The sequence below is a fragment of the Paenibacillus azoreducens genome (assembly GCF_021654775.1).
In the GTDB taxonomy this organism is placed as follows: domain Bacteria; phylum Bacillota; class Bacilli; order Paenibacillales; family Paenibacillaceae; genus Paenibacillus_AQ; species Paenibacillus_AQ azoreducens.
The window spans coordinates 3,319,698-3,344,369 of sequence record NZ_AP025343.1; the positions used below are offsets into that span (position 1 = coordinate 3,319,698).

General features: G+C 47.9%; 22 protein-coding genes, 1 pseudogene and 1 riboswitch. Of the genes and pseudogenes, 9 read left to right on the plus strand and 14 right to left on the minus strand.

Annotation, left to right across the window (positions count from 1 at the left end):
* The first annotated feature begins 214 nt into the window (after positions 1–214).
* Positions 215–1,264 carry a selenide, water dikinase SelD gene (gene selD, locus L6442_RS14540; RefSeq protein ID WP_194230823.1) on the plus strand — a complete coding sequence of 350 codons (1,050 nt, stop codon included), beginning with the start codon at positions 215–217 and terminating at the stop codon, positions 1,262–1,264.
* 10 nt (positions 1,265–1,274) lie between these two features.
* Positions 1,275–2,354, plus strand: a complete 1,080-nt coding sequence (gene mnmH / locus L6442_RS14545) for a tRNA 2-selenouridine(34) synthase MnmH (RefSeq protein ID WP_212978057.1) — start codon at positions 1,275–1,277, stop codon at positions 2,352–2,354.
* 97 nt (positions 2,355–2,451) lie between these two features.
* On the opposite strand, the gene L6442_RS14550 is transcribed toward mnmH, so the two are convergent.
* Positions 2,452–3,441 (minus strand): serine hydrolase domain-containing protein, encoded by a 990-nt coding sequence (locus tag L6442_RS14550; RefSeq protein ID WP_212978056.1) that lies wholly within the window; start codon positions 3,439–3,441, stop codon positions 2,452–2,454.
* A gap of 222 nt (positions 3,442–3,663) precedes the next feature.
* Positions 3,664–4,842: an MGDG synthase family glycosyltransferase gene (locus tag L6442_RS14555; RefSeq protein ID WP_212978055.1), complete on the minus strand. Its 1,179-nt coding sequence runs from the start codon at positions 4,840–4,842 to the stop codon at positions 3,664–3,666.
* A 373-nt stretch (positions 4,843–5,215) separates the two neighbouring features.
* Between L6442_RS14555 and L6442_RS14560 the strand changes: the two genes are divergently transcribed.
* The 3 genes from L6442_RS14560 (at position 5,216) to hemG (ending at position 10,722) form a co-directional block, all read left to right on the plus strand.
* The gene (locus L6442_RS14560) at positions 5,216–6,244 is read left to right on the plus strand and encodes a DUF1835 domain-containing protein (RefSeq protein ID WP_212978054.1); all 1,029 of its coding nucleotides are present in this window, start codon (positions 5,216–5,218) and stop codon (positions 6,242–6,244) included.
* A 436-nt stretch (positions 6,245–6,680) separates the two neighbouring features.
* Positions 6,681–9,095 (plus strand): YcdB/YcdC domain-containing protein, encoded by a 2,415-nt coding sequence (locus tag L6442_RS14565; protein WP_212978053.1) that lies wholly within the window; start codon positions 6,681–6,683, stop codon positions 9,093–9,095.
* Between the two features lie 232 nt (positions 9,096–9,327).
* Positions 9,328–10,722, plus strand: a complete 1,395-nt coding sequence (gene hemG, locus L6442_RS14570; protein ID WP_212978052.1) for a protoporphyrinogen oxidase — start codon at positions 9,328–9,330, stop codon at positions 10,720–10,722.
* Positions 10,723–10,904: 182 nt separating this feature from the next.
* Here the strand turns inward: hemG and L6442_RS14575 are convergent, their stop codons facing one another.
* A complete protein-coding gene (locus L6442_RS14575) occupies positions 10,905–11,927 on the minus strand; it encodes a hypothetical protein (RefSeq protein WP_212978051.1) in 1,023 nt (340 codons plus the stop codon).
* Positions 11,928–12,211: 284 nt separating this feature from the next.
* Here L6442_RS14575 and L6442_RS14580 point away from each other — a divergent pair, with 284 nt between their 5' ends.
* Entirely contained in the window at positions 12,212–13,933 is a 1,722-nt protein-coding gene (locus tag L6442_RS14580) for an RNA polymerase sigma factor (RefSeq protein WP_212978078.1), read from the plus strand.
* A 71-nt stretch (positions 13,934–14,004) separates the two neighbouring features.
* On the opposite strand, the gene L6442_RS14585 is transcribed toward L6442_RS14580, so the two are convergent.
* The 3 genes from L6442_RS14585 to L6442_RS14595 all read right to left on the minus strand — a co-directional run bounded on the left by L6442_RS14585 (position 14,005) and on the right by L6442_RS14595 (position 16,307).
* On the minus strand, positions 14,005–14,445 hold the full coding sequence (locus L6442_RS14585) for an SgcJ/EcaC family oxidoreductase (RefSeq protein ID WP_212978050.1): 441 nt from the start codon (positions 14,443–14,445) through the stop codon (positions 14,005–14,007).
* Positions 14,446–14,476: 31 nt separating this feature from the next.
* On the minus strand, positions 14,477–15,043 hold the full coding sequence (locus tag L6442_RS14590; protein WP_212978049.1) for a PadR family transcriptional regulator: 567 nt from the start codon (positions 15,041–15,043) through the stop codon (positions 14,477–14,479).
* A 325-nt stretch (positions 15,044–15,368) separates the two neighbouring features.
* On the minus strand, positions 15,369–16,307 hold the full coding sequence (locus L6442_RS14595; protein ID WP_212978048.1) for a helix-turn-helix transcriptional regulator: 939 nt from the start codon (positions 16,305–16,307) through the stop codon (positions 15,369–15,371).
* A gap of 111 nt (positions 16,308–16,418) precedes the next feature.
* Here L6442_RS14595 and L6442_RS14600 point away from each other — a divergent pair.
* Positions 16,419–16,517 (plus strand): annotated as a pseudogene (locus L6442_RS14600) (dihydrofolate reductase family protein); the annotation flags it as partial.
* A 138-nt stretch (positions 16,518–16,655) separates the two neighbouring features.
* On the opposite strand, the gene queF reads toward L6442_RS14600, so the two are convergent.
* The 5 genes from queF to L6442_RS14625 form a co-directional block, all read right to left on the minus strand.
* Positions 16,656–17,153, minus strand: coding sequence for a preQ(1) synthase (queF, locus tag L6442_RS14605; protein ID WP_194230814.1), 498 nt, complete (start codon positions 17,151–17,153; stop codon positions 16,656–16,658).
* Between the two features lie 40 nt (positions 17,154–17,193).
* Complete coding sequence (queE, locus tag L6442_RS14610; protein ID WP_212978047.1) at positions 17,194–17,952, minus strand: 7-carboxy-7-deazaguanine synthase QueE; 759 nt, start codon at positions 17,950–17,952, stop codon at positions 17,194–17,196.
* Positions 17,949–18,440, minus strand: a complete 492-nt coding sequence (queD, locus tag L6442_RS14615; protein ID WP_212978046.1) for a 6-carboxytetrahydropterin synthase QueD — start codon at positions 18,438–18,440, stop codon at positions 17,949–17,951. Before queD ends, queE begins: the two co-directional genes overlap by 4 nt.
* Complete coding sequence (gene queC / locus L6442_RS14620) at positions 18,437–19,105, minus strand: 7-cyano-7-deazaguanine synthase QueC (protein WP_212978045.1); 669 nt, start codon at positions 19,103–19,105, stop codon at positions 18,437–18,439. The genes queD and queC overlap by 4 nt, the downstream gene beginning before the upstream one ends.
* Before the next feature lie 121 nt (positions 19,106–19,226).
* Positions 19,227–19,270, minus strand: a riboswitch (PreQ1 riboswitch).
* Between the two features lie 470 nt (positions 19,271–19,740).
* On the minus strand, positions 19,741–20,382 hold the full coding sequence (locus tag L6442_RS14625; RefSeq protein ID WP_212978044.1) for an FMN-dependent NADH-azoreductase: 642 nt from the start codon (positions 20,380–20,382) through the stop codon (positions 19,741–19,743).
* A 219-nt stretch (positions 20,383–20,601) separates the two neighbouring features.
* On the opposite strand from L6442_RS14625, the gene L6442_RS14630 reads away from it, so the two are divergent.
* Together L6442_RS14630 and L6442_RS14635 are read left to right on the plus strand one after the other, a co-directional pair.
* Entirely contained in the window at positions 20,602–21,174 is a 573-nt protein-coding gene (locus L6442_RS14630) for a TetR/AcrR family transcriptional regulator (protein WP_212978043.1), read from the plus strand.
* A 156-nt stretch (positions 21,175–21,330) separates the two neighbouring features.
* A complete protein-coding gene (locus L6442_RS14635; RefSeq protein WP_212978042.1) occupies positions 21,331–21,732 on the plus strand; it encodes a BlaI/MecI/CopY family transcriptional regulator in 402 nt (133 codons plus the stop codon).
* Between the two features lie 412 nt (positions 21,733–22,144).
* Here L6442_RS14635 and L6442_RS14640 read toward each other — a convergent pair whose 3' ends face one another.
* The 3 genes from L6442_RS14640 to L6442_RS14650 form a co-directional block, all read right to left on the minus strand.
* Positions 22,145–23,119, minus strand: a complete 975-nt coding sequence (locus L6442_RS14640; RefSeq protein WP_212978041.1) for an electron transfer flavoprotein subunit alpha/FixB family protein — start codon at positions 23,117–23,119, stop codon at positions 22,145–22,147.
* A gap of 48 nt (positions 23,120–23,167) precedes the next feature.
* Positions 23,168–23,935, minus strand: a complete 768-nt coding sequence (locus L6442_RS14645) for an electron transfer flavoprotein subunit beta/FixA family protein (RefSeq protein WP_212978040.1) — start codon at positions 23,933–23,935, stop codon at positions 23,168–23,170.
* Positions 23,936–24,082: 147 nt separating this feature from the next.
* Positions 24,083–24,664, minus strand: coding sequence for a fatty acid metabolism transcriptional regulator FadR (locus L6442_RS14650; RefSeq protein ID WP_212978039.1), 582 nt, complete (start codon positions 24,662–24,664; stop codon positions 24,083–24,085).
* Positions 24,665–24,672: the final 8 nt, after the last annotated feature.

The window sequence follows — 24,672 nt, forward strand, 5'->3', positions numbered from 1 at the left end:
TATATAAAAGCTGCTATTGGCAGGATATTCGGCCATTCCTTTGGGGCGTGACTGATATCCTGCTCTTTGCTTTGTCATAAGGGAATCATGTGTTTTAAGGTCATGGCATGATGTGCTTTAATCGTTTGCCTTTTTCATCAAAGGGGTTTACGATTTAATATGGTAGTTTATACTTAAGAGCATTCATTATATCCATGAAAGGTTGGGCGAATAAATGGATTCCGAATTCGATATCAAATTAACTTCCCTATCCAGCAAAGGAGGCTGCGGATGCAAGATCGGTCCGGCGGACTTGAGTCAAGTCCTGCGCGATCTGCCGCCTGCGGAACCGAATCCGAATCTGCTGGTCGGCCTCGATACAAGCGATGATGCGGGGGTGTACAAGCTGAATGATGAGCTGGCCCTGGTGCAAACGCTGGATTTCTTTACTCCGATCGTCGATGATCCGTATTCCTTCGGCCAAATTGCCGCAGCGAATGCAATCAGCGACATTTACGCCATGGGCGCGAAGCCGTTGACGGTATTAAATATTGTTGCATTTCCGATTTCAACCTTGGATAAGCGGATCCTTACCGCAATCTTGCGCGGAGCGGCCGATAAAGTGAAGGAAGCCGGCGCCACGCTGGTAGGCGGGCATTCCATCGACGACAAAGAACCGAAGTTCGGTTTAGCGGTCACGGGTCTTGTCCATCCTGATAAAGTGCGGAGCAATGCGGGCGCCAAAGTCGGGGACAAAATCATTCTCACGAAACCGATTGGCGTCGGCATCATGACGACTTCCATCAAAAAGGGCCAGCTTTCGCCTGAAGAAATCACCCGTGTCACTCAGGTCATGTCCACCTTGAATAAAAAAGCGGCTGAAGTGATGGAGGCATATGACGTGCATGCCTGCACCGATGTAACCGGATTTGGCCTCATGGGCCATTCGCTTGAAATGGCGAAAGGAAGCGGCGTGGAAATCCGCATCCGCAAGGATGACGTTCCTGTTCTTCCGCGCGTGCGCGAATTGGCCGAGCAAGGCTTTGTGCCGGGCGGTTCCAAAAACAATTACGCCCATGTGAAAGACGACGTCCGTTTTCCGGAACAAATGGATCAAATCGATCGTTATATTCTGTGCGATGCGGTGACTTCCGGCGGCCTGTTGATTTCGGTTGGCGCGGATGAAGCGGATGCATTGCTGCAGGAATTGGTGACTTCCGGCGTCGAAGCCAAAATGATTGGCGAGGTAACCGCAGGCACAACCGGACAAATTGTAATCGAATAAGGGGATTTATATGTTTCAGGACATTTCGATCGAGAAATTGAACGAACTTCGTGGTAAAAACGATATCACGGTAATCGATGTACGCTCGCCTTCCGAATTTGCGGATGCAACCATACCGGGGAGTATTAACATTCCTTTTTTTACGGATGAAGAACGGGCCGAAATCGGTACGATATACAAGCAGGTGAGCACGCAGACCGCCAAAGAGCGAGGCCTTGAAATCATGTCTGCCAAATTGCCCGCCTTTGTAAAAAGGTTTGCGGAGATTCCGGGCAATAAGGCTGTATTTTGCTGGCGGGGAGGCATGCGGAGCCGGACGACGGCCACTGTGCTGTCTTTGATGGGGATTCATGTTTACCGTCTTAACGGAGGCTATCGCGCTTTTCGGAGATGGGCAGTCGAGACGCTTGCCAATATGGATTTATCGCCGCGTGTTATTGTTTTGCATGGCAATACCGGCACAGGGAAAACGGAAATTTTAAAAAGATTAAAAGAAAAAGGATACCCGGTAATCGACCTGGAAGGTTTGGCCGGACACAGAGGTTCCATATTCGGCGGGATCGGGCTCAAAAGCCATAATCAGAAAACTTTTGATTCGCTGCTGCTGGAAGAAATTTTGCGTTACCGCACTGAGCCGTATATTTTGATTGAAGCGGAGAGCAAGCGGATCGGGAAAGTGGTTTTGCCGGAGTTCCTGATTGAGAAAAAGGAGCAGGGGCCTCATATTTTGCTGGAGGCGCCAAAGGCGCTGCGGGTAGCGAATATTTTGATGGATTACCGACCTGAGGAACATGCGGAGAAGAGCCTGCAAGCTTTCCGGCAAATAAAGTCGCGTATTCATGTGCCTATTGCCAAAGAAATCGAAGCAAGCATGTTAATGCAGCGTTATGACAGGGCTGTAGAGCTTTTGCTGGAATATTATTACGATCCGCGGTATGCGTATACATCCAGCATTTACGGGGATGATTTTGCCAAACATCCGATCAGGTTCGAAACCATGGACGAAGCCGTGGAAAAGGTGGAACAGCACATCAAGGAATTGGTTCTAAAAGCAGGCATAGAAAGCAAGGTTCAAACCGGCATAGGTTGATCCTGCTGTTCAAATCCCTCTATTATTAATCGAGCAAATGAAAGGAGAGCCGGCGAGGCTCTCCTTATGCTGCCTGGGAATATTCCGGCAGCTTTTTTTAATTTTCGGCATTCGCTTTTTCCAATGCATCCACAATGACGCCTGCCAGCGTTGAGGTCAGCAAAGTTGAAACATTGCTAAGCACGATCACGACAGCGCCCTGTTCCAGCAGTTTCATAAAGGAGGCCGTATAGCCGTTAATGCCGCCGTGGTGGAATGCTATAGGCTGTCCGGACGATGTTTTTGAAATATTCCAGCCATAGCGGTAAGGATCGGGTTCCACTGCAAAAAGTTGGTTCAGCATTTCTCCGGACAATAGCTTGCCGCTATCAAGTGCGGAGTTTAGCAAATGCAAATCCTCAGCCGTAGAGACGATGCCGCCGGCCGAATAGGCATTGGACATATCGATATATGAGGCGTTCTGCAGATCTCCTACGGGAGTGACTTCATAACCGCTAGCTTTATTTAACAGAATGGCATTCGAATCAAGTGTCGAATTTTGCATGCCTGCGGGGCTGAAAATTTTCTTATCCAAAAACTCCGCAAAAGATAACCCGCTTACGCTTTCAATGATCTTTCCGAGCAGAATATAGCCGGAATTCGAATAGCTGAATTTCTCGCCTGGCTTCGATTCGGCGGGGAGGGAGAAAATCCACTCTACCAGATCATCGACCGAATGCGATGCTAGGGATTTTAAAGCAAAATCAGGCTGCATCGTTATATTCCCGATTCCTGACGTGTGATTGAGCAGATGGGTAAGCGTGATTTCGCGGGTTCGCTCAGCAAATCCCGGAATATATTGATCCACGTTATCGCTCAGCCGGATCCGCTTTTCTTCGGACAGCATCAGAATGCCAAGCGCTGTAATCGATTTGGTAACCGAACCAATACGAAACTTGGTAGTGATCGTATTTGGAACGCTCCATTCGAGATTAGCGAAGCCAAAAGCTTCTTGATACAAGATCCGTCCATGGCGCGATACTAGGACAGTTCCGTTAAAGTTTTCCGCATGATCATTTAAAAAAGAATGTATGGTTGATTTCAACATCGTTTTTCAGGCTCCTTTTGTAATTGGAATATTTAGGCACCTGAAATCATATCTAAGGGCAAGATAAACAACCTCCTGAAAAAGCATTCAGCAGAATTTTTCTGCTTCTCTCCAATATAACAAATGTGATCATCAGGGTTCAAATCGACCACAAGATAAAAAGAGAAACCTAACGTCTTGGATAAGACGAGGTTTCTCTATGGAGTTCTTAAATTGTTCGTTTTATATGCCAACCGGAATACCGTGCGCAGCGATCATATTGGATTGCTGCTGCGGATAATCGAGAAGCTGGACAACTTCGGAAGCGCAGCGGCTCGGGTTGTAATAATCTTGACCGTTTGAGTCGAAGAAGAAAGACTGGAAGCTTCGCTTAAATAAGATAGGTTCATTGGAAGCAATCTTGCTGAGCCATTGTTGCAGCACGCCTTCATTTTCCATCGCTTCACCATAACCCCGTCTTACGAAATAATCACGGTTCATCTCTTCCTGACCGGGCAGGGATTCACAGAACAGCATCGGCAGCCCTTTGGCGAGCGCCTCGGTGCATGTCATTCCCCCGGGTTTTGTAATGAGAAGATTGGCAGCGTCCATCCATTTGCTGATTTCGCGGGTATGGCCCATCAGCACAATATGTTCATGCTGGAATTTCGGGTCGCTTTTCATTTTATCGAGCAGTTTTTGGTTATTTCCGAGACAGAACACGAGTTGGACTTTATCTTTCCAACGGACCAACTGTTCAAGCTGCTCGTTGGCTACGAGTCCCCAGCCGCCGCCCATAATGAGAACCGTGGGCATATCTTTGATGTTCAGTTTTCTGCGGACGGTAGATTTATCCTCGGCAGACCAGAATTCCGGATGCACCGGGATACCGGTTACCCGTACGTTTTCACGGCTGACGCCGCGTTCCAGCAGCAGTTGGCGCACGTTTTCCGTCGAAACGAGGAAACGGTCAACCCGGGAGCTCATCCAGGAAGCGTGGGCGTCATAATCCGTAATGATGGTAAAAAGCGGAATATTCAGACCGGCAGCCTTCAATCTGGATATGATTGTAGTCGGGATCGGATGTGTGGTGACGATCAAATCCGGACGCAAATGCTGGATGACTTTTGCCGTCTGATGGTAGAAAATCCGGTGCAAAGCCATCGTGGTCAATTTGCTTAACGGTTTATCATGTTGTTTTCGATAAAGCAGTCCGACAAGGCCCGGATTGGAGTTTATCGTTAAGCGGTATGCCGACATAATCCAAGGAGCGACGTTTGGATTCAAGAAGGAACCGAGCTCGATGACTTTAGTATGAATATTCGGATTCATCTTTTTCATGCCTGCCGCCAAAGCATAACCTGCCTGGGTATGTCCGCTTCCAAAACCTTCTGATAAAATTAATACTCTTTTCTTGCGCACATGATCACCTTCGATCTTTTATATTGGATGCTCCTTCATATATAAGGAGGCAATTTATGTTCTTTACGGGATGTATGTCCGTTAAGTATTAGAGCTCAAACCCTGTGTAAGATAATGCCATCTATATATTAAGTGTATGACGGAAGGCGTATCTTCAAAACGGACCGTGGACTGGTTTCAATGCTGGACCAAGGTCGGGGGAACTCTGCCTGTCTTTTTGTTTTCTATGTAGTTTGACGATACCTAAAAAGAAAACCATGCAAGTTTTTAAAAATAAGTTTATTTTGCAGCTTGTATTATACTAGTAATAGAATATAAGGGGATTTATGTCATTGTTTTTCGAAGTTATGAAACATGGATAAGGGGGAAGACAATGCAAGAAAGACTGGATCGGTTGAATACCGCAGATGATGGCATGAGAAAATATACACTTTACCGGATGATGGAACGGTGCGAAAAAGAGCTGCAGGGAGGAAAACATGCTCCGCTGGCGGAAGACATTTTTCGCATCGTAGACGAGCTTTTGCGTCAGGAGCAGGAACGGCTGGATCAGGAAATCAACGTTCATGTTGTGTTCGCGCCTTCAGCTGCCGGTTCGATGAAAGTAGCCCTGAGCGGGTGTGGCAGAAGGCTGGAAAGCAGGGTCATCCATTGGGAAGACTGGTTTTCCTATGGACCCATTCGGCAAATTCATGAGGAGCACGGCCGGCTTCAGCGGGATCGCTGGATGGAAGAGAGGCTGAACCATGCCATGTTTGGAAAATTGATGAACCGTGAGCATCAGCTCGAGGCTGTCATCAAGGAGCTGGCCAATATCCCGGAAAACCGCCGGATTTATCTGTGGTGCGGTGATAACGCCCATGAGCAGATATCGCTCAGACTTGCTATGTACGTGTTAAACGGTAAGGAAAACCCAATACATATCATGAATGTGACCCAATTATATCAAGAAATCGAGCATAAATATGAGCCGGAGGTTGATCCACATTATGTAGCTCTGTTGCCTTTGGAGACGCTGCAAGAGATGATTGGCCGGATAGATGCTGTTCCCCCTGTAGATGAATCAACCAACAAGGCATTGGTTGCCGATTGGATGAGGCTGGCGAAGACAACAGACACGCTGCGTATATGGAAAAACGGCGAGATAGTCGGCCTCGAAGAAGACGCTTTTGACACCCAAATTATGAACACGATCCGAGAACTGCAGCAATCGGGTGATTTAGAGTTTGCACGGGACGGATATGTAAGAGCCGGTCGTGTTGCAGCAGAGCTGTTCGACCGCCAAATTTTTGACAGCCACCAATATATCGAATACCGATTTTGGCATCTGATCAGTACGGATCAGCTTAAGTTTAACGGGATACCGTATGCGCTATATTTATATAGCGTAAAAATTCCGTAAGAAATACTGTTCAAAATATCATTTTTGAGCCAATCCAAGAACAGGCACACCTGAAGAGATCGCCAAAGTGGCGTTGTTCCTTGCGTCTGATGGCGTATGCTTCGATGCTTATTCCAAATACTTTGCGGGGCCCAAAAAAAATAAGCGCCGTCGTCCGTGCCTTTTCGGCACCACGTTCGGCGCTGTTCCGCTTTTTTGTTGGCGACGACCTGGGTCATCGGCTTGCGGCTCCAAGTTATGCGTCCACCTAGTACTGGCGATGGCTGCGTAGATTTTGCCTGTTTACGCTTCCGATTTTTCATCGAAATCTCCCCTTTGCTCATATTACGAATTCAGCATAAAACATTTTTAACATGAACACAAGGTAATTGCCGTAAAATGGAAGGGGACGTGTTATAATAGATTTGGTTTAATCTGGAAGATGGAGGTTGAAAAGATGCATCGGAAACATTCCAAAAAAAGATATACCCGTGCGGGTGCTCCCGCAAAAAAAGTAGCCCGAACCGTTCTTGCGGGAACCATTGGCCTAAGCATGCTGCAGGCGCCTATATGGGCGGAATCTTTCACTCAGAGCGGAAGCTCGTATGGCAGCACAACAGGTGCTTCGAAAACACAATCGGCGGGCGATAAAGCAGCGGCGGATCATGCAGCCGAAGACAAGGCTAAAATCAGCAAAGAGGAAGCGGCGAAAAAAATGATCGCTTTGTTTCCGATTTTGGAACAGGCGAAGCTGGCTGGTTCCAGCTACAATGAAAACGATGATTCCATGGGCAACGAATCGGTATGGACATTAAACTGGTCTATTACGAAGGGAAACAGCACGTTCGGGTTTGATACGAGCGTGGATGCGATTACGGGGGATGTGCTCAATTTCTATCAGCCATATAATCTTTCATATGAGGATAAGGCCTATTATCCGCCGGAAATCACGAGAGAGCAGGCTGAGAAGGCGGCAAAAGACTTTATCGCAAAAGCAGCCTCTTCCACCAAGGCCGGAGATCTTGTTTCGCAGGATGTGCTTTATCGGAGTCAAAACTCATTATTCGGTCCGGTCATGTACAATTTCAGCTACAATCTCAAAGTAAACGGCATCCCTTCGGATGGAGAGACCATCAATGTCACGGTCGACGGCAAGGGCCGCATTTTTAGTTACAGCCGTACAACGTCCGCGAAAAAATATCCATCGGCTAAACCTGCCATTTCTTTTCCCGACGCTGTGGCCTCATTCAAAAAGGATTTATCCCTTACGCTTGCTTATGTGCCATTCAACGAAATGTACAACCCGTCGAATGCCAAAAAGGATTGGCGGCTTGAATATATACCCACGCCTTATTTGACAACGATGGACGCCAATACGGGAAAACGGGTGAGTCCGCTGCAGACCCCGGAAACCAAGGTTCCCAAAACGTTGGAATATACGGCGCTGCCGTCAAGCGCGGCGGTTTTTACCGCACGCCAGGGCAAGACGCTGACCTCAAAGGAAGTTGTTCAGTTATTTTCTGACCTCGTACCCGTCGGCAAAGATTACGCTCTAAACTCCTCCCTGTCAAAGTATTGGATGAATACAGGGAAGCAGGTTTGGAACTTGTACTGGAATAGCCGTAATTTGTCAGGTGTGCCGGGAGATAGCGTTAGCATGATGGTAGATGCGGATAACGGCCAGCTCATCAATTATGACATTACCCAATTTTCGGAGTTTGCGAAGCATGGCGGCAGCGAGCAAGTTAAGGCGGACAGCAATGCCAAAAAAGAAGAGCCCGCTATTTCCGAAGCGAAAGCCAAGGAAAAGGCGATCGAATTTGTTCTCCGCCATTACCCGGATGCATCTAAAGTGCTCAAGCTTTCCAATGAATCCCGCGTGGATGTCTCGGAAGGCAAAACCAGATACATTTTCGTATTCCAACAGTTTTACAAAGATCTGCCGATCTATAACCATCAGGTGAACGTCGTGCTGGATGGAAGCGGCAAACTTCTTTCGTACAACACCAATCCTTCGCTCTCTGCCGGTTACGAGAAGGAATTGGATGCGCTGTCGGCCCAAATCAAACCAGAGGATGCGCTTCGCACATATCAGGAAGCTTTGGGAGCAGAGCTTAGATACAGTTCAAGCGGAGGGTTTTATACTTCAAGCAGATATATGGAGCCAACGATTACGCTCAGCTATGTTCCGACATTTAAAGGCAGCACCAGTCTTCAGTTCCTGAATGCCGTGACGGGAAAAAGCGAAATATACGGATTTCCGTATGCCAGTGAGCTCGGGGCGGCGGCGAACCTTCCTGCCGATGCGTCAGCGCACGCCGCAAGCAAAGAGCTTGCCGTACTGCTGGAATACAACGTTATTGCGCCGGACAACGCGGGACTCCTTCATCCGGATGCCGAGCTTACCTATGGCGATCTATTAATCATGATCTCAAAAGCGGTGTCTCCGGATCAATCCTATTCCGACACGGACCGGATCGGCAAGCAGTTTAAAGATGTTTCGGCAGAGAGTCCATATGCCCAGGCCGCACTGTTTTTTGCTGACCGCGGTTGGTTCAGCAATGCTAAGTCTGACGAGCTGCGTCCGGAGCAGAAGTTGACCCGGGAAAAGCTGGCCGAAACGATCGTTGATATTTTGCATTATGATCGCATCGCCAAATTGTCCGAAGCAGATCCAAAAGTCATGAGCCTATCGGATGCGGCAGCCATACAAAACAAGGGGGCTGTAGAACTGGTGATGAAACTTGGGCTGATGACGGCTAAGGACGGCAAATTCGAGCCTGCCAAAACCGTAACCAAAGCAGAGGCCGCCCAAGTGCTTGTATTGCTTGCCCAATCCCAAGGGAAAGTGGATACGCCGATTTCGGGATAGTGATTCAATAGCAGATCCGGTGGCAGACCGTGCCGCCGGATCTTTTTCTGTTTTGTTCAAGAAGATGTCCCGCCTTCAATACGCAGCGGTTCTTTCAAAGGTTAGCCCAATAGCGGTTAAGCAAGCTCCCTGTTTTTGTCAGAGGAACGTCACAAATGAACGGGCTATTTGGAAGATAAGCCTGTGATATAATAATACCATCGAAAATTTGACGGAAGCAGGTGTCCCCAATTTGAAAAAGGTAGTTGTGGTCGGCGGAGGCATTACAGGGTTGTCTACCGCTTATTATTTGCAAAAAGCAGCCCGCGAAAGCGGCCGGCAAATCGGCATTACGATTGTGGAGGCAAGCGATCAACTGGGGGGCAAAATCAGAACGGAGCATGATGGGGAGTTCACGATGGAGACAGGCGCGGATTCTATCGTCACCCGCAAGACCAACGCTGCCGAACTGATTGAGGAATTAGGGCTGAAAGACGAGGTCGTTTATAATGCGACGGGGATTTCATACATATATTCGGAAGGGAAGCTGAAACAAATTCCGAAGGAATCCGTGTTTGGCATTCCAACCAGCATCGAATCGCTCGCGACCACCGAATTGGTATCGGCTGAAGGCAAGGTCGAGGCATTAAAGGACTTGTACACGCCAAACGAACGGTTTACGAAAGATGATTCGGTCGGCGACTTTTTGGAAGCTTTTTTCGGAAAAGAATTCGTGGAGAAACAAATTGCCCCCGTGCTGTCGGGGGTATATTCGGGCAAACTAAGCGATCTGACCATTGCGTCCACGCTGCCGTACCTGATCGACTACAAAAACGAATACGGCAGCATCATTAAAGGATTGTCAGCCAATAAAGACAAATTCCAAAGCGGAGGCGGCAAAAAATTCCTATCGTTCCGGAAAGGTATGTCACAGTTTATCGACGGTCTTGAGGACAGTCTGTCCCAGGCCGAAATTGTTAAAGGAGTATCCGTTGAGGCGCTTAACCCTTTGGGAAAAGGCGGATATGAAGTCGTTTTGCAGAACGGGCGAGTCATTGAAGCAGATGTGGCAGTCTTTAGCACATTGTCGACTTCTGCGCAGAAGCTGCTCAACAACTCCCTCCTGGATGAGGAGTTCAATCAATTCAAGCACAGCTCGCTCATCAGCGTGTACATTGCTTTTGACGTGCCTGACCGTGAGCTGCCGGCAGATGGAACGGGATTCATCACGGCAGATAGCGAAGATGTCAAATGCAACGCCTGCACCTGGACAAGCCGGAAATGGGAACACACGTCGATGGGAGGGCGGCTGCTGGTGAGACTATTTTACAAGAGCACCAATCCGGATTATGGGAAACTGTTGGAGCTGACGGAGGAAGAACTGCTCAAGGTTGGCATGGGGGATGTAAAGGCAAGCCTGGGCATTGCCAGCCAGCCGCTTACTTTTAATGTGACCAAGTGGCATGAGGTGATGCCGAATTATCATATTACGCATCATCAGATCGTGAAGTCGCTCGAGGCGAAAATGGAGGAAAACTTCCCTAATGTATTGCTTTCCGGCTGCTCCTATTATGGGGTAGGCATTCCGGATTGCATCGCAAACGGGAAAGAGACGGCTGAGAAGATCATGAATATGTTAGCAGACTAATAATCAAAGTCAGAAGAAGAAGCGCCCTGCAATGCAGGAACGCTTCTTTTTTGTCTGCCAACGGAAGGGTTTAAACAAGAATTTTGATGGTCTGAAAGACCGATGGTTAAGCAGACTTTGTTTGGATAACGGGATCGGTTTGCAAAAGAGTCTGTTTGCGGTCTTTTAGCCGAAAGGCCCAATTAATTCCTGACACCGTTTGCGGGTATAAGCTGCAAGGAATAAAATTTCCCTTGTTTATTGATTTTACCGGCGATGGATAAAGCCCCTTTTTTCGAAAAGGTGTATTCGTTTTGTTTAATTTGCACGGAGTATCCATCCAGATTGATTCCAAACAGTGACTTTACCTTGGGTTTGGCTGCAGAAATGGCTTGCGCCTTGCTGAGTTTCGGCTTGGCAAACGTTTTGGCAAAGTCCTGGTCGTTTGCCCAGTCCATGCCGGACAAATTTTCAACCTCCCAAACTTTTCCGCTCTGCACTCCGATGATCACATGATTTACGTCATCATTGTCTTGATATTTCCACACAAATTCTTTATCGCCGTCTTTTTGCCGCTGAACATTATTGAACGGCTTGATGATACTGATTCCCAGCGTTTTGATGGAACGGTTAGCCGTATTGTTGAGCTGAGCCGGTACCTTTTTTAAGGGGTACGCGACGCTTGCGCTAATGTTGTTGTTATTGTCCAGGTCAATGTACAAGCTTTGGTCAATTCCCCAAAACACCCAATAATTCCGGGGGATATTATCCTGATAAGGCGAGTATACGCGCCAAAATCGATCCGATTGGAATGGCTGGCTTCCGCCGAAGGTTTTGATGAACGATGACATTTTGCCGCGAAGCGCCGCATCCATGACGTTGTCCAGATCGTTTTGTTTATAGATTATAATGGTAGACTCGACACGTCCTTTTGCGCTGTTATAGCGCTGGATGAATTCTCCCTTGGTTTTTCCGCCGAGTATGCCATTCACTTCCCAATCTTCATGGGACGAATCCACACTCGTAAATTCAATGGCTTGTTTTCCGGCCAGCTTATACAAGACTTCGGTCAAACGGAGCTGTACCGTCGGATCCATTTTAACCGAAGGTGATTGCGCATTTTGAGTCTCATCGTTTGCGGGCTGATCAACTGCATAAATCGGTGCTGCAGACAAAAGCAGCGAAATTGCGGCAGCAGATGCGGCGATTAAACCCCATTTTTTCATTTTATATATTCCTCCCAGCTCTTAAGGCAAATTTTAATGACTCCCAATGATTAGACGGATAAAAGCGGAAAGTCGTTTCGGTCCATTTATCCGGTTGTGCAAATTATCTTTTATATTTTTATCTGCTTGGCTCCAGCCCAAATGATGAGAGATAATGAAGAGACTTGAAAAAAGTTGATCCAAGAAAATCTAAAAAAACTTATCAGCGTTTTGTCAGAAACCCATACCTTCTGGAGTCTATAGAGTAAGTCAATGTTATGAGAGGGGTATCGATTTTGAATCACATGCAGGGAGCCGTCACGGACATAAAAGAAATGAATGACGCGGATTTGGTAAAAGAGGCGCAATCCGGAAGCAGGGAAGCTTTCGGGGAACTCATACGCCGGCATCGCTCCAAGGTTTACGGGTATGCCAGAAGCATGATGCGGGAGACGCATGCCGCGGAGGATCTCGTTCAGGATGCATTGATCAGAGCTTTTTTACACTTGGGCAAGCTGGTTGATGTGGAACGTTTTTTGCCTTGGGTTCACCGGATCGTGCGCAACCAGGCGATGACGCGGCTGAGAAAAGAAGGGCGCAGGCAGGAAGTGACATTTACAAGTCTTGAAAACGGGGCGGGTTCATTTGAAGAAGAACCGGAAAAGTGGAACCGTTTGGACTACGTTCTGAAGCGGATAAGCCAGTCCATGGAGGCGGAGTCCCGCAAAGCGGACATTCCTGAAGAGCGGCTGATGCGCATGGAGATGCAGCATGTTTTGCTTGATATTATTTCATGCCTTAAACCCAGGGAACGGCAGGTGTTTGAAGCGCATTTTTTCGATCAGCTGTCGCCACAGGAGATTGCCCGTCAATTCAGTTTGTCTTCGGCGAATGTATACCAAATATTGTCCCGCTCCCGTAAAAAAGTGATTCAGGAAAGAATCCGTATCACCGTTGACTCATACATCCAAACGAGAAGGGATTGGGGAAAAATGAGCAAGATGATCTTAACGGCAGAACAGGAAGCTTCATGGTGCACGGCAGGCAGCGTGCTGCATGGTTTGGTGCAGGCAACCGATCAAAAACAATCTTTAGCCATGGTGATGGGGCTGACAGGTTTGGCTTTTCGCATCAACGTGCTGCCTGAAAACGTTCATATTGCGGGACCTACTTCATTTGACTTCGCAGACATATTTACAAAAGGAATGCGCAATCTGGGGCTGAACGTTCGGATCGTGAATGGACTGACTCCCGGGATCGGCGAAAATACCAATCTGATGGATGAGTCTAAGAAGGGGCCGAATGCCATGCTCAAAAGAGATATCCATCAGGCACTTCCCAAAGCGCTCGATTTGATCCAACAATCATTGGACAGGGGCTACCCGGTAATGGCTTGGGATCTCTGTATTCCGGAATTTGGCATCTTGTATGGATACGATGACGAGCAAAAAGTGCTCTATTTCAATGAATGCGGCCGGAAGGACACGCTTCCGTATGAGAATTTAGGCAGGGGAGTGATGGAGGAAATCTTCGTTTTGGCGGTGGATTCCACATTTGATTTGCCGTTTCGTGAGAGGGCGCGCGGCGCTTTGGAGATGATCCTGGATCATTATCATGGCAGGGAAACAAAGATTCCGGCGGAAGCCGTCAAAGGGCTCGCCGCCTACGATGCCTGGATTGCAGCGTTTCGGAACAAGACGGTGGAGCCCAACGGCAATGCCTATAACATCGTTGTCATTGGGGAAAGCAGGAAATATGCGGCTCAGTTTTTGAGCGAGCTGGCACGTTCTTGGGATCGGTCTGGGGAAGCGGACACTAAGGCAGCATCATTATTGATGGATGCTTCCGAAACTTATCGCGGGCTTGGCGAGGCATTTGATGAACTCCATATGCTGTTTCCTTACCCTCAAGGGGGCGAACCCAATGATAAGGATGGTGTGACGCAGGCGGTTTCCCTTCTGGAAAAGGCTAAGATGTTGGAAACGCAAGGAGCAAGGCAGCTCGAAGATATTTTGCAGACTTTATAAAAATTAATATCATTAATAATTAATGTCTTTACTTAAGGGGCCTCGGCCTCTTTTTTTGTCTTTTGCCGTATTTATTTGCTGTTTCGTTTCATCAGCCACTTGATAAGGAAATTGAACTCTTTGATGCGGCAGTTGTGAAATGCGGTGATTTTCCATTCTCCGTCCTGCAGAACAACCAAGTTCGTGTTGATTGATTCCCTGTTTCTGGGGTAGTTTTTTTGCTGGCGTTTTTTGGTGTTGCCGATACAGTGGACAATGGCCGTATGATCGTTCAGAAACCGGATGGCGCTGATGTTTCCCTGCATCTGAGTGCCTTTCAGCACGCCGTTAAACCATTCCTGGTGGGAGCTTTCTACCTCCTGACGGCCTTTGAGGTGCTGACCGTAAAAGGCGACGTAGTCGGCATCCTCGGTGAAACATGCTGCAAATGCTTTGCCGTCCCCGTCGCTCCATGCGGCAAACAGCCGGTCGAACAATGCGCTGATTTGCGCTTCCACTTTTTGTTGTACCATTCGTAAATCCCTCTTTTCTTAATTATATTTCCTATTTAAGACTCCTGCCGAATTGCTCTTTTAACCGGGACGCCCACTTCCTTTCAAGCTCCCACTGGTCCAGCTGCAGTTCCATTATTCCGCGTATGGTCTGATAGTAGGGGGTGTTCTGCATCGGCTGAAGCATGTCGGGATGCTCATCAAACTCGGACTGCTGCTGCCGAATATGGTCAATTGCTTTTTGGCAATATTTCATGTAATGGTTGACCAAATACAACTGATCTTCAAAGCTTAGAAACTCCAAATAAATCGCTTTGATGTGAAATATTTTCGGGTAGTTGCCCGCGTTTCTTTCCGTATCCACCATGAGCTCGAAAAACCGTTTTTTTCCACGATCCGTAATTTCGTACGTTCGGGAAGAACGCTCCGTAGGAAAAGGAATCTTGGCGGGCTCCGCATCTTGAATCAATCCGTCTTTGTAGAGTTTGTTGAGCAGGGTGGAAAGCGTGCCGCGGCTGATCTTTTCCCATGGGCCTATCGTATCGTTCGCTATTTTCGAAATCAGGTACGCATGCAGTGGAAATTTCATTAACAAGGAAAGAACTAGAAGTTCGTACACTATCGTGCACCACCTTTAATTAGTTTTAATAAAACTATATTACTAAAACTAATCATTTGTCAATGAGACGATGGAAAAAATGTTTTGGAGTCGATGTTTGATGTTATATACGGCAAAAACGTTGGCATGAGAGATTATTTATCCCGCCCGGACCGGCTTCAGGCGGCGCCAAAAAACTGCAACTAAAGGCATTTTCAAGAGGTTGTACGCTGTAGTCGTGACATACTGGAAAGCTAAGCAAAAGACCGCTTCCATATACAAGGAGGCGGTCCCAGGCTGCCTTAGAAAATCCCGACAGTTTGAACAGAAACTTGTTAACTTTATATCAAGTCTCTTTTATTTTATAGGCGCTGTTAGCATGGTTCATATAGGGAGCGAGGCTGTCCGTCAGCAGCTGCTTAACCATTTCCCGCAGCTCCGCCGGGTAAACAACCTCCGCATCCGGGCCATATTTTAATAATAGCCTGGACATATAAGCAAACTCTTCGCGTGGAATGTTTCCTTGCCAAACCTGTTCGTTCATTTGCTGAAATAATGGATCGGAACCGGCCAGACGCATGCCAAACGGAGTGAACTTTATTTTTGCCGGCACCCCTTCGCGGGGATCTTCCGAAGCCAGCCAGGTTTGTAGTGTAGGGAGATCGGGAAGGGTATCTTCCAGGATCGCCATTTCAAGCACCCGGTCCGATCTATACAAGATGATTCGCTCTCTGCTGTATGCCGGCATATACCAATATCCGTGATCCCAATAAAGTCCGATGGGGAACACTTCAAAACTTTTTTCCCCGGAAGCGGATCGATAACGCATCTTGACGCGGCGCTTATTCATCGCTGCTTCCAGAATGATGGATGTGTATGGCGACGGTGCTTGCGTCGGGATTACGCGAAAGGAAACATAGTTTTTCAACTGGTCGATATTCTCCTGAACGTCTTGGGGAAGCTCGGCATAATATTGCTCGGATAAATGGGCACGTACGGATCCAAAAGGGATATCCGGAATATCTTCCAGCAGCTTCAACATAAGGAACAATCCCATCGCTTCGTCACGGGACAGGTGCAGCGGGGGAAGCAGGCGGTTCGGAAGGGCCCGGTAGCCGCCATGCGGTCCGGTTTCGGTATATAGCGGCAGTCCGGTCTGCTGCAAATAGTCCAGATCTCTTTGGATCGTCCTTATCGATACATTGAATTTCTCGGCAAGCTCCCTGGCGGTATATTTTTTGCGGGAATCGAGCATTCTCATTATCGCTACTCTGCGTTCGTTCATGAATTATACTCCTTTCACGGGGCAGAAGGATTGTCTTTAAAATACAATTTAACTACGACATAGTGTGTCATAAATATATTGTAACATATTAGCAGAAAGGAGAGATTAAACATGAGTGAATTAAAAGATAACAAAGTGGTACTGTATATCGCCATGAGTCTCGATGGGTATATCGCGCTGCCGGACGGTTCGGTGGATTGGCTGTTTGATGGTTCCGAGTCGGTTCCGAGCTGTGCATACATTGTCCCAATAAGCAAACCGCAGGCATATCCGTCCATATGGCGGAAGAAGCCTGCGGTTTTTCTTAAGAGAGTTCGTCGCTTCGACGTTTTTTCTGTTTGCTCTCTGTTAGCGGTTATCGATCTTTTCCGGATACAAATCATGATTCATCAGGCGCTGCTCGGCCATCTGTTCATATTTGGTTCCTTGCTTTCCGTAGTTGCAATAAGGGTCGATCGAAATTCCGCCGCGGGGCGTAAATTTACCCCAGACTTCGATATAACGCGGTTCCATCAGCTTAATCAGATCATTCATGATAATGTTCATGCAGTCTTCATGGAAATCGCCGTGGTTGCGGAAGCTGAAAAGATACAGTTTAAGCGACTTGCTCTCGACCATCTTCTGATCGGGAATATAGCTGATATGCAGCGTGGCGAAATCCGGTTGGCCGGTAATCGGGCACAGACTCGTAAACTCCGGAAAATTGAATTTAACGAAATAATCGCGGTACGCATGTTTATTGTCAAAGCTCTCCAGCACCTCGGGCGCGTACTTAAATGCATATTTCGTCCCTTGGTTGCCGAGAAGCGTCAAATCTTTCATTTCTTCAGGTTGTCTGCCAGTCATTTTTCGCTTGTTCCTCCTTCGTTGAATTCGTTTTTAACGTTCATACGCCGCGTTTATTGCCCCATACAAGCGTATGTAGCTGCGGAAGCACCCGCACATCGTTCAATGCATCTGATACCATGACCTTATCGATCAGTTCTTCATATTGCCGAACCAGATCGGCGGCATGTTGGTCTTTGTCCATCCGCGACACATCCCTGTTACCGACCTGCAAATACATCGGCGCGCCGGGGTAACGGCAATGCACGGTTTGCGCGTATTCCAGATCGCGGTCATCGAAAATCACAACCTTTAAGCTGTACGCATAAGGTACTTGACGTCTGCTGAGCATGTTTACAATCACGTCAAGCTGCTCCCAATCGGTGGTCATCCCTGAGCTTGGCGGCTTTGGCGATACCGTTACTTCATCGATATCCGCCAACCAATCCTGCCAGCGGGAGCCTTGGGTTTCCACAGCGATCCGGATGCCGGATGCTTTCAGCAGGCTGACGAGCGGAGAAAGACCGGGCAAAAGCAGCGGATTGCCGCCGGAAATCGTTACATGTGAAAATCGGTCCCCGCCAACGCGTTTCAGTTCCTCCCAAATCTCTTGGGCATCCATCTTCCGGATATCCTTGACACCGCTCCCGTCCCACGTAAAAGCGGAGTCACACCAGGAGCAGCGATAATCGCAGCCGGCGGTACGGACAAACATCGTTTTTTGCCCGATGACCATCCCTTCACCCTGGACTGTAGGTCCGAAAATCTCGAGCACCGGTATAGAAGGAGGGGATTTAATCGCTCTACTGTTTGCATTCATGATTCCACCCACTCCCGCCGGAATTCGGCATAGCTCGTTGGAGTTTCATATAAGCGCACGAATTCCGTGCGTCCTTGTTCAATCAGATCCGCATATGGTTTTGCAGCCAGCGCGGTTTCCATTTGTTCATACAGCCAAATGGCCATATTTTCCGCCGTAGTGTTCATCGGAGGAAGTGTCTCATTAAGATAACGATGGTCCAGATACGGTTCGATCCGCTGTTTCCATATTTCTTTGACCAGTCCAAAATCGGCCGCAATCCCGATCTCGTTCGGGTATGCGCTGATTCCAAAAATTGCTTTATACGTGTGGCCATGCAGATTTTTGCATTTCCCTTCATACGCATGCAGGTGATGGGCGGCATCAAACGTGAATTCCTTGCTGACCATAATACGGTAATGGCGGTATTTCAAATCGCTTGGTTGAATATCCGTTCCCAGCTTTTGAAGTTTATCGACGATGCGAAATTCACCAGGCGTCCGGCTCATCGGCCTGCCTCCTGCGTACGGCGCTCCAGATATTGCTCCAGGCCTCTGCTGCGCAGCTGACAGGAAGGACATTCGCCGCAGCCGTCGCCGATGATACCGTTATAGCAGGTCAGCGTCCGTTCGCGCACGAAATCAAATGCGCCGAGATCATCCGCCATCGCCCATGTTTCGGCTTTATCCAGCCACATGAGCGGAGTATGGATCACAAAATTATAGTCCATCGCCAGGTTCAAGGTCACGTTAAGCGATTTGACGAAAGAGTCCCGGCAGTCCGGATAACCGCTAAAATCCGTTTCGCACACACCTGTAACCAGATGTCTGGCTCCGGACACCTTGGCAAGCACAGCCGCAAAGCTGAGAAACAGATGATTACGTCCTTCGACAAAGGTGCTCGGCAGTTCGCCATCCTCTTGCGTAATTTCAATATTGCTGCGGGTAAGCGCGTTTGGAGCGAGCTGATTCAGCAGACTCATATCCAAAACGGTGTTTTTCACGCCAAGCTCCCTTGAAATCGCTTGTGAGCATTCAATCTCGAGCCGGTGGCGCTGACCGTAATCAAAAGTAACCGTCTCGACTTCCGCAAATTGCTGCATTGCCCAGAACAGGCAGGTGGTGCTGTCTTGGCCGCCGCTGAAAACGACAACCGCTTTTTCGTTTTTGAGCATAAAAAAACCTCTCCATCTTCAAAATTTGTTGTACAAGCGTGATGACGCTTCTACCTTCGAAGAGAGAGAGTTCTTGAACTGCCATAAAAAAACAAGCCCAATCAGAAAGAGACCAGAATGGGTGGTCTTAGTTTTTTATAGAGGGAGTTCGCGAACCTCTCCCGGGCGGCGACAGCCGCATCCGGATTTCTTCTGCCTGGGATTTTGCAAAACCCTTAACAGCCATATTTGGCTTTTTGCAAAGTCCATAAGTGATGCATTTTAACGCACCGGTTCATTATAGCATATCAAAAGCAGGAGCGGGGAGCTATAGATCATAGCAAGTCCCCGATTGTTCATAGCGATTGCCTGCGATTTCGGCTAGGGATCTTTCATAAATGCCTGTTCAACCTTCGAAAATGAAATGACCTTTTCCTCAACTTGATTTGAATCTCGAGGGTTAGTCGTCCACAATTCGGAACAAGCCACCACCAGCTCAATCGTTTCTTTGCACTAGCGGATATAATGTATTTCTTGCTCCAAACCTCTTTTGATTTTATATATTTTTTATTGAATGAAAAAAACACCTTCACAACCGCCGCCGCAGCGGAGCCATAAAGGTGTTTATATCAATCGGTTAAAGCTGGTAAATGGGCTTATGCGTGTTGAAGCACCAGTTTTTTCGCAGTTTCTTTCACTTGGTTCAAACCTGCTTCGATGATTTCATTCGCTTTGTCAGGTGCTGCATTATGGCCTTCGATAATCACTTCGTCGATAATTTCCATGCCGAATACGCCGCCGAATACGTTGCGCATATAGTTCACGGCCATTTCCATTGGAGCGGCTTCAGGAGCGGTATAAAATCCGCCGCGCGCGTTCAGGAAGATTGCTTTTTTATCGGTCATGAGTTGGATCATGTTGCCTTCTGCGTCGTATTTGAACGCAAAACCGGCTGCATAGACATATTCAACAAAAGTTTGCAGTCTGGCAGGGATCGTCAGATTCCAAAGAGGGAAGGCGAATACTACCACGTCGGCTGCAGACAAAGCGTCCATAGCTTTTTGCTTGGCGGCTACGAGGCGGCTTTCCGCGTCAGTTAATTCGGTGCCGTTGTTCATTTTGCCGTATGCGCTGAAGAGTTCTTGACCAAAGTACGGCATGTCTTCGGCGAATACATCATAAGTGGTCACATTCAGGTTGTCCGCACCTTTGATGGTTTCCATAAATGTTTCGTACATTCTGCTCGAAATAGCCTCTGCTGCAGGGCGGTTATTTGCTTTAATTACTAACACGTTCATGCTATTTTATTCCTCCATTTGTCGGATACCAAGATGATGTAAATTGGGATGAATGCCAAATTCATATATCTTGTGTTGCGACTATTATTTGTACAACATCTGTTGTATAGTAGAATTGTAAGCAACTTTCGAAATTTCCGCAACCCTTACTATTTGATTTTTATCGTATATACGACAAAATTCATTATTTGTTTAAAAAATGATAGATTGGAGCCCATCATGACCGAAAAGAAAATCGATCCACGGATTGTTCGTACACGTAAACTGATTATGGATGCATTCGTTTTGCTTTTGAAAAAACATGATTTTAAAGATATCACGATCGGAGACATCACATCCGAGGCTACTGTAAACCGGGCTACTTTTTATTACCACTTTACGGATAAGCATGATTTGTTGGACAAGGTGCTGCGAGAAGATCTGATGACCAAAGTGATCGGTGAAATTACGGATTTGGATAAGCTGAATGAAGCGGCGGTAGTTCGAGTATTCATGATCTTGACTCGTTTTCAAACCACGCTGGGGGCTCAGTGTCCCAGAAGTTTTGAGGCTTTTGCAACAACGATCGAAGAGATTATCAAAAGCGAGCTGGAGCGGATTTTTTACCAGATGCTGCTGCAGTGGCATCATGTGGCCAGTGATGAATCCCTTCGGATTGCGGCGGTAATGTTAAGCTGGGGGATATACGGGGCTTCGATCGATTGGAGGCTGAACAGCCGTATGCAGCCGGAAGAGTATATTCAATCCGCCTTGCCTTTCATTATGCATGGGATGAACGTTCCGAATGGATAAGGTATCTTATTTTGGTTCTTGATTCGTAAGTGGTAGAGGTTAGGATACAGGCCCTGCGCTTAAATTCATGGACAAAATAAGTTGACATCACCTGACTACAACCGTAGTATTTAAATTGCAGCTGTATTTTTTAAAATGACTTTGGAGGTTTCATGCATGAAACAAATACCTTCCATTACGGATGCGGAGTTGGAAGTTATGCGGGTGTTGTGGGCAAATCCGAATTGCCCATCCAGCGAGATCGTTAAGCAAATGGCAGAGCTAATGGAATGGAGCCCGAATACGACCCGGACGCTGCTGAATCGGCTGGTGCAGAAGGAAGCTGCGGGGGCGAAGCAGGAAGAGGGTTCGAAGCGCGCCTATCTGTTTTATCCTATCATCAGCGAGCAGGAATATCTGCGGTCCGAAACCAAATCGTTCATGAAAAAATTGTACGGCGGAGCTTTAAAGCCGATGTTGGCCAACTTTTTGCAGGATAAAAAGCTGAACGCGCAGGAAATCGAGGATTTGAAGGCTATGTTTGACGAAAACCAGGGCGATGGTGAACAAGAAAAGTAAGAAAAACAGTAAGATTTAATGCAACTTAAGATCGGATGGAAGACTAAACGATGAACGTGGCGATTCGTGTCAAACAGAAAAATTACAACAGTGCAGTTTTTTCCGGAGAAATCGTTCAGGTCATGGAAAAGTTTACGAAAGTGCAGGAATTTAGGGTGCTGAATTCGTTTTTTTGAGGAAAATAAGGTGAATAGATGCATTTTTGCAGGCGTTTTCCGTTTAAGCCGAAACATGAGAGAGAAAGGATGCACTCTTGCAACCTTTTTACAAAACAAGTACGAGACGTATAAAAGCCCTTCCTGCTTTCTGTCAGAAAGCGGAAGGGCTGAATTGTGTTATTTATGCGAAACCAAACATCTATAGACTAAGAATGAGCAGGGCGCTAATGTTTTGCCTAATTGCCCTACACAGTCTATACAAGCACCTTGCGGAACTCCTGGGTCAGCAGAGGAACGACTTCGAACAAATCGCCGACGATGCCGTAATCGGCTACCTTGAAGATTGGAGCTTCAGGGTCTTTGTTGATCGCAATGATGACCCGGGATTGGCTCATGCCAGCCAAATGTTGGATTGCACCGCTAATGCCGCAGGCGATATAGATTTCAGGCGTCACCACTTTGCCGGTCTGGCCGATTTGCATCGAATAATCGCAGTAGCCGGCATCGCAGGCCGCGCGGGATGCGCCGACAGCGCCATGCAGCACATCGGCCAGCTCTTCAAGCGGCTTGAAGCCTTCCGCGCTTTTGACGCCGCGCCCGCCGGAGACGACGATTTTGGCTTCGGTTAAATCCACTTTGCCCGAAGTTTTGCGGACGATGTCCTTGACAATCGAGCGGAGGGAGCCGGAAGGCGCATAGTCCAGTTCGATGATTTCAGCCGGAGATGATACGGCCGCCGCTGGTTCAACGTTATTCGGACGGATTGTTACAACCTGCGGACCGCCGTTAAACCGTTTTTGCTCAAAAGCTTTGCCGGCGTACAGCGGGCGGGTGAATAGAACGTCGCCGTCTTGTTTATCAATAGCGGTCACGTCCGAGATTTGGCCCGCTCCCAAATGAGCGGCAAGAGCCGGTGCCAAATCGCGACCCAGCGCGGTATGTCCAAGCACAACAACGTCCGGGGCGACATGTTCGAAGACTTGTTTCATGACATTCAAATAGGCTTCGGGATTATATACTTCCAGTTCCGGATGATCGATGGAATAGACTTGACCATCCACGACATTAGCCAGCTCCGCTGCTAGCGGCGTAATTTGCGAGCCGATCAGGACTGCCGTCGTAACGTCTCCGTCCTCCTTGGCGATGGAAACAGCCTGAAGCGCTTCCAAAGTAACTTGGCGCAGGCTGCCTCCGCGAACCTCTGCAACCACCACATACGTTTTACCCATTACCAGATTCCTCCTTAAACATGGTCAGGATTTTCGTTTCCTCGATGATTAGATGAGCTTTGCTTCCGTGCGCAGCAGGTGTACCAATTCAACCGCCTGCTGGGCGTAATCGCCTTGAAGTATGCGTCCGGCCTGGCGCTGCGGCGGAAGGGAAAGGGAGACTCGGGTTGTTTTGGCTTCCGTGTCGCTGCCGTTGAGGCCAAGCTCGCTGCTGGCCAGCTGTTGGAAAGGTTTTTTCTTGGCTTTCATAATGCCGGGCAGGGAGGGATACCGTGGTTCGTTCAACCCTTGCTGCGCCGTGAATACGGCCGGAAGGGCGACTTCAAGCGTTTCCGTGTCGCCTTCGGCATCACGCTGCACCATTGCCTGTTGTCCATTAATGGTCAGTTTAGTGATCGAGGAGGTATGCGGAATATCGAGCAGCCGCGCCACGCGTACAGCTACCTGCCCGCCGCCGCTGTCCACCGAGAAGTTGCCGCCAAGAATGAGATCGTATGACTGTTGCCCCAGATAGGCGGCGAGAAGACGGGATATCGTATATTCATCCGCCTCGGCACCGTCATGATTGATCAGCACCGCTTCATCCGCTCCCATGGCTAATGCGGTCCGAAGCGCCTCCGCCGTCCGGTCGGGACCCACGCCGACCACGGTAATTTTGCCTCCGTGCTGATCCCTCTGAAGCAGCGCTTCTTCTACTGCGTACTCATCGTAAGGATTCATCACGTATTTCACGCCGTCATCGGAGATTTTTCCGTTTTCAATCACGATTTTTTCTTCGGTATCGAAGGTTTGTTTCAGCAGTACAAAGATATTCATCTGGCAAGCTCCTCTCATTTTAGGGGTTGTTTACAAAGACCGCTTTTGATATCGTTCAAAATCCGGTTCCAGGCGTCCCCGCTGCAATGTACAGACCCAAAAAGCAAACTGCAAATCACTATAAGGGGAGGTCATCATCAATAAGAATTATTTCAGGCCTTTCAAAAAAAACTCAACGGTTTTATTAACCTGGGCGGAGAGGGAGTACTTCCGGTCCGAAATCAGCCAAGAGGTGACGACTTCATCCATGCCGCCAAAAATCAAATGCCGCGTCACTTTCGGATCCAGATCCTGCCGGAAGATCCCTTCCGACATGCCTCTTTCTACAATATGCTCGATAAGCTGAATATAGGGCTTCACGACAAGGCCGATGGCTTTGCGGAGCTCCAGCGAGCTTTGCCTCAATTCAATTTGCGTCACATAGGCGAGATTCACGTTATTTTCGAGTTCGGTAAAATGAATCTCGGACACCTTGCGCAGCGCATCTTCCGCCGTGTTGCTTTCCTTGATGCTGCTGTGGAACATGGCGACCAAATTTCCGAGCCGTTCCTGAAACAGGGAAATAAGGATATCTTCCTTGTTTTTAAAATATAGATATATCGTACCGTCTGCGACACCAGCCTCCTTTGCGATTTTGGAAATTTGGGAACCGTGAAAACCGTTCTCCGCAATGACTTTTAATGCTGCATCCAAAATTAGCTCATATTTTTCCAATTTTCTACTTGTCATCAGGCCAC